The organism is Streptomyces lushanensis (assembly GCF_001700515.1).
Taxonomy (GTDB): Bacteria; Actinomycetota; Actinomycetes; order Streptomycetales; family Streptomycetaceae; genus Streptomyces; species Streptomyces lushanensis.
The window spans coordinates 1-4450 of sequence record NZ_MAUD01000579.1 but is presented as its reverse complement, the minus strand read 5'-3'; the positions used below and the strand labels follow the sequence as shown (position 1 = coordinate 4450).

At 70.5% G+C, this 4450-nt stretch carries 3 protein-coding genes and 3 tRNA genes; 4 read left to right on the top strand and 2 right to left on the bottom strand.

The window, feature by feature from the left end; translation table 11 throughout:
• Nucleotides 1-9: 9 nt before the first annotated feature.
• From BFF77_RS31465 to BFF77_RS31450, 4 genes are all read left to right on the top strand, one after another.
• On the top strand, nucleotides 10-1707 hold the full coding sequence (locus BFF77_RS31465) for a metallophosphoesterase family protein (RefSeq protein WP_079125657.1): 1698 nt from the start codon (nucleotides 10-12) through the stop codon (nucleotides 1705-1707).
• 80 nt (nucleotides 1708-1787) lie between these two features.
• A tRNA-Glu gene (locus BFF77_RS31460) sits at nucleotides 1788-1860 on the top strand.
• A gap of 441 nt (nucleotides 1861-2301) precedes the next feature.
• Nucleotides 2302-2376 (top strand) — tRNA-Asp (locus tag BFF77_RS31455).
• Between the two features lie 20 nt (nucleotides 2377-2396).
• Nucleotides 2397-2473, top strand: a tRNA-Phe gene (locus BFF77_RS31450).
• A gap of 89 nt (nucleotides 2474-2562) precedes the next feature.
• On the opposite strand, the gene BFF77_RS31445 is transcribed toward BFF77_RS31450, so the two are convergent.
• The gene (locus BFF77_RS31445; protein ID WP_066956863.1) at nucleotides 2563-3462 is read right to left on the bottom strand and encodes a cytochrome c biogenesis CcdA family protein; all 900 of its coding nucleotides are present in this window, start codon (nucleotides 3460-3462) and stop codon (nucleotides 2563-2565) included.
• Nucleotides 3459-4364, bottom strand: coding sequence for a DsbA family protein (locus tag BFF77_RS31440; RefSeq protein ID WP_425424457.1), 906 nt, complete (start codon nucleotides 4362-4364; stop codon nucleotides 3459-3461). Before BFF77_RS31440 ends, BFF77_RS31445 begins: the two co-directional genes overlap by 4 nt.
• Nucleotides 4365-4450: the final 86 nt, after the last annotated feature.

Below are 4450 nucleotides of genomic sequence, written 5' to 3'. Positions count from 1 at the left end.
ACCAGCGCGCTGGTCCACTCACCGCACCCGTATTCCCGCGCCCTCGGTCTGGTCACCGTCGTGGTGCTGGGCGCGTGGCTCGGGCTGCTGGTCGTCGGCAGCGTACGGACGCCCGTCGGCCCGATGGACACGCGGATGACGCTGCGGCCGTCCCTCACCGGCGGCACCAAGATCAATGTCTCGCCTCTCGGCGCGCTGGAGATGAAGACGCACACCGCGCCCATCCGTCTCGACGTGGACGTGGACCAGCTCGATCCCGTGCGTTCCACCGCGCTCGTCGAGCATCCCGAACGGCTCTCGGGGCTCCAGGACGAGGTCACCCACGATGTCGAGGACGGCACCACGGAGCTGGCCGTACGCTCCTGTGCCGCCGTCGTCTCCGGCGCGACCGCCCTCGGGCTCGCCGTCTACCGCCGTCCGCGCCGCGCACTCGCCGCCGGCGGGCTCGCGCTCGCGCTGCTGGCCGCCTCCGGGGTCGGCGCGTACGCCACCTGGAACCCCAAGTCGGTGCTGGAGCCCAAGTTCTCCGGACTGCTCTCCTCCGCTCCTCAGGTCGTCGGCAGCGCCCGCTCGATCGTCACCGATTTCGACGTCTACCAGAAGGAGCTGGCGCGGCTGGTGACCAATGTGACCAAGCTGTACGACGCCACCTCGACGCTGCCCACCTACCAGCCGGACCCGGCGACCCTGCGGGTGCTGCATGTCTCCGACATCCATCTCAACCCGGCGTCCTGGCACATCATCGGCTCGCTCGTGGAGCAGTACGGAATCGATGTGATCATCGACTCGGGCGACACCATGGACCATGGTGCCTCCGCCGAGAACACCTTCCTCGATCCGATCGCCGATCTCGGTGTCCCTTATGTCTGGGTACGCGGGAACCACGACTCGGAGAACACCCAGAAGTACCTCCGGCGCATGAAGAACGTCCGGGTCCTGGACGAGGGCCGGGCGGTGAACGTCGCCGGGCTCCGGGTGGCGGGCATGGGCGATCCGCAGTTCACGCCGGACCGCTCGACGGAGGCGGGGGGCGACCCGGCGGAGCGCATGGCCGGCATCCAGTTCGCCTCGGCCCTGCGCGACCACACGGCGGCCGGCAGGCCCGCGCACATCGCGGTCGCCCACAACCCCGTGGCGGCGCGGGAGACCGACGGGCTCGTCCCGCTCGTTCTGTCCGGTCATGTCCACCACCGCGAGACCGAGGTGATGGCGCACGGCACCCGGCTGAAGATCGAGGGGTCGACGGGCGGCGGCGGGCTGCGCGCCGTGCAGAACGACGAGCCGGAGAAGGTACGCACCTCCGTGCTCTATCTGGACCGGACGACCAAGCGGCTCCAGGCGTGGGACGAGATCACCCTCGGCGGTCTGGGACTGACGACGGCGGAGGTCAGCCGCCATCTCCCCAAGGAGGCGGGCACGCCGGGCGCGAGCCCGTCACCGGAAGCGAACCCGTCGGACGGCCCGAACCCGTCACCGGACACCTCGGGGAGCACCGGCCCGTCAGCGGGTTCCGGACCGCCGGAGGGCCGGAGCCCGTCGCGGAGCCGGGGCCCGTCGGGACGTACGCCGGGGCGCCCGAGTCCGTCGAGGAGCACCAGGCTCACGGGACCGCCCCCGGGCGGCCGTACCGCCTCACCCTCACCCTCACCCTCACCTTCACGAATCCCGGCGGGCGCCCCCGCACCGTCCCCCGCGCCCGCCCCGTAAACCGTTTTGGCGATAGCTCCTGCCATCCCATATGCTTCTCCCGTCCCCGACGCGCTGCAAAGCGCCCAGGCGGGCCCTTAGCCCTCATCGTCTAGTGGCCCAGGACGCCGCCCTTTCAAGGCGGTAGCACGGGTTCGAATCCCGTTGGGGGCACGTACGAACACCCCACGTTTCGGTTGTCTCGGCATGAGACAACCGGGACGCGGTCGGCTTCGTCTTCTCGAATTCTCAAGATTCCTCCGCCCGAATGCGGGCATCCTCCGCCACCCCTCTCCGTCCCGCCACTCTGGCCGCGGACGCAACGTGAGGCGATCGGCGCGACGACTTTGCGGTGACACCGAACCTGTTACGGACGCCCAGGTGGCGGAAGCGTGCGACCGGCGCCCGGCATGACACCGCCCCCGGCTCTGCGCGACGAGGCCGCAGGTCACGCGTGCGGGGCATGACCTTGGGTCTGCTACGCTGATTCAGCGACATCAGCCAAGCGGTACGTGTCCGGCCGGTCACTGGGAATCACCAGTTCGGACGGTCAGGATGCGAATTCCGTTGGGAGCACGCGTTACGGTGTGCGAAACTGGTGCTCGCACATCGCATGGTCCTGTGGAGCAGTTTGGAGTGCTCGCCACCCTGTCAAGGTGGAGGCCGCGGGTTCAAATCCCGTCAGGACCGCTGCAACCGTCAGGTTGCGTGGCTGGGTAGCTCAGTTGGTACGAGCGATCGCCTGAAAAGCGATAGGTCGCCGGTTCGATCCCGGCCCCAGCCACCACCGCCCGTAAGGGCACAGGCCCCGCCGAGGATCTCGGCGGGGTTTCGGCTTTCCTGTCATCGGCGATGGCTTCGGCTCTCCCGTCATCGTCATGTGCCGCCCGTGCCGTCCGCTCCGGCCGTGCCGCCCGTTCCGGCCTCTTCGGTACGGGTACGGTCCGGCTCGCCCGTAACTCGTCCGCGCGGCCGGCGCGCCACCGTGACCAGGACCGCGACCAGCGCCACGGCGGTCAGCAGCGCCCAGTCCGGCACCGCCGCGGCGACATCGCGCGCCCGGCGTTCGACCTCGAAGGACGCGTCGACCGAGAGCAGCCCCGGCAGCGCGGTCGTCCCGTCGAAGACGAGGAAGACCGTCCCCAGCACGACGAAGAAGATCCCGGAGAGCAGCGAGGTCGTGTGCAGTTCGAAGCCGCCGGCCCGGAAGGCACGGCCGCGCAGCCAGGTCCGGCGGCCGAGACCGTACCGCTCCCAGAGCAGGGCCAGCAGGAACAGCGGTACGGCCATGCCGAGCGCGTACACCGCGAGCAGCACGCTCCCGTAGACCGGCGTGCCGCTCAGCGCGGCCACCGTCAGCACGCTGCCGAGGATCGGCCCCGCGCAGAAGCCGGCGAGCCCGTAGACCAGGCCGAGCGCGTACACGGACAACGCGGTCGTGGGCCGGATCCGCCCCGACAGCTCGGCCATACGGCGCGAGGCGAAGCCCAGCCCGAGGATCTGGGCGAGCCCGAGCGCGATGATCAGCCAGCCGCCTAGGGCGACCAGCAGATCGCGATGGCCGTGGAAGAGCCGTCCCGCGAAGGAACCGGCGGCGCCCAGCGGGACGAGGGTGGTGGCCAGGCCCAGGTAGAAGATGCCGGTACGGGCGAGGAGGCGGCCCGCCGAGTCGATGGAGTACGCGAAGAACGCGGGCAGCAGCAGGGCGCTGCACGGGCTGAGCAGCGCCAGCAGACCGCCGAGCAGCGCGACGGGGTAGCCGATGTCGGTCGTCACCGATCGTCCTTGCCGCCCTTGCTGTCGCTCTTCGCGCTGTCACTCCTCGTGGAGTCCTGCGTCGGGAGGCCCATCGGAGCCGCGTCCTTCGTCATCGGGACGGAATTCGTCGGGACGGTCTTCGTCGGAAGGTCCTTGGGAAGGTCTTTCGGAAGGTCTTGGGGGGCCGTCTCCTTGGGAGTTGTGCCTTTCGGGGCTGTCTCCTTCTGCGGGGTGAGCTTGGGCGGGGGATCCTTCTTCGCCGCCTCGATGGCCCGGGTGAAGGTGTCGAGCGGCTGGGCGCCCGCGATGGGACGGCCGTTGACGAGAAAGGACGGGGTGGAGGTGGCGCCGAGCCCGTACGCCTCCGCCAGGTCCTTCCGTACGGCCGCCTCGGCGGCGTCGCTCTCGCGGTCGTCCCTGAACCGGTTGATGTCCTTCACGCCGGCCTCGCGGGCGAGCTGGTCGAGCCGGTCGACGGCGAAGCCCTTCTCCTTCGATCCCTGGGCGTAGGCGGCGGTGTGGAACTGCCAGAAGCGGCCCTGACGCCCGGCGGCCCAGGCGGCACGGGCCGCGGCCTCGGACTGGTTGCCGAAGATCGGGAAGTTGCGCCATTCGATACGGAGGGTGCCGTCGTCGACGTACTTCTTGATCAGCGCGGGCTCGCTGTCGCGGGCGAACTTCCCGCAGTAGCCGCACTTGAAGTCGGCGTACTCGACCATGACGACGGGCGCGTCCGGACGGCCCACGGCGAGCGGATCGCCCACGCCACGCCGGGCGAGCTTCACCAGCTCGGGATAGACGCGGGGCTGCGGCTGCGCGGGGATCTCGGCGACCACACGCTCCCCGGAGGACGCGCGGGAGGGTGTGTCCGGGCGGGTGGAGGTGTACGAGACGACGCCGAGCAGCACGGCGACAGCCACGACGCCCGCACCGATGACGACGGCCTGGCGCGAGGGACGGGCCGGAACGGGTGGAGGGGGCGGCGGTGACGCGGGGGCCGACGCCG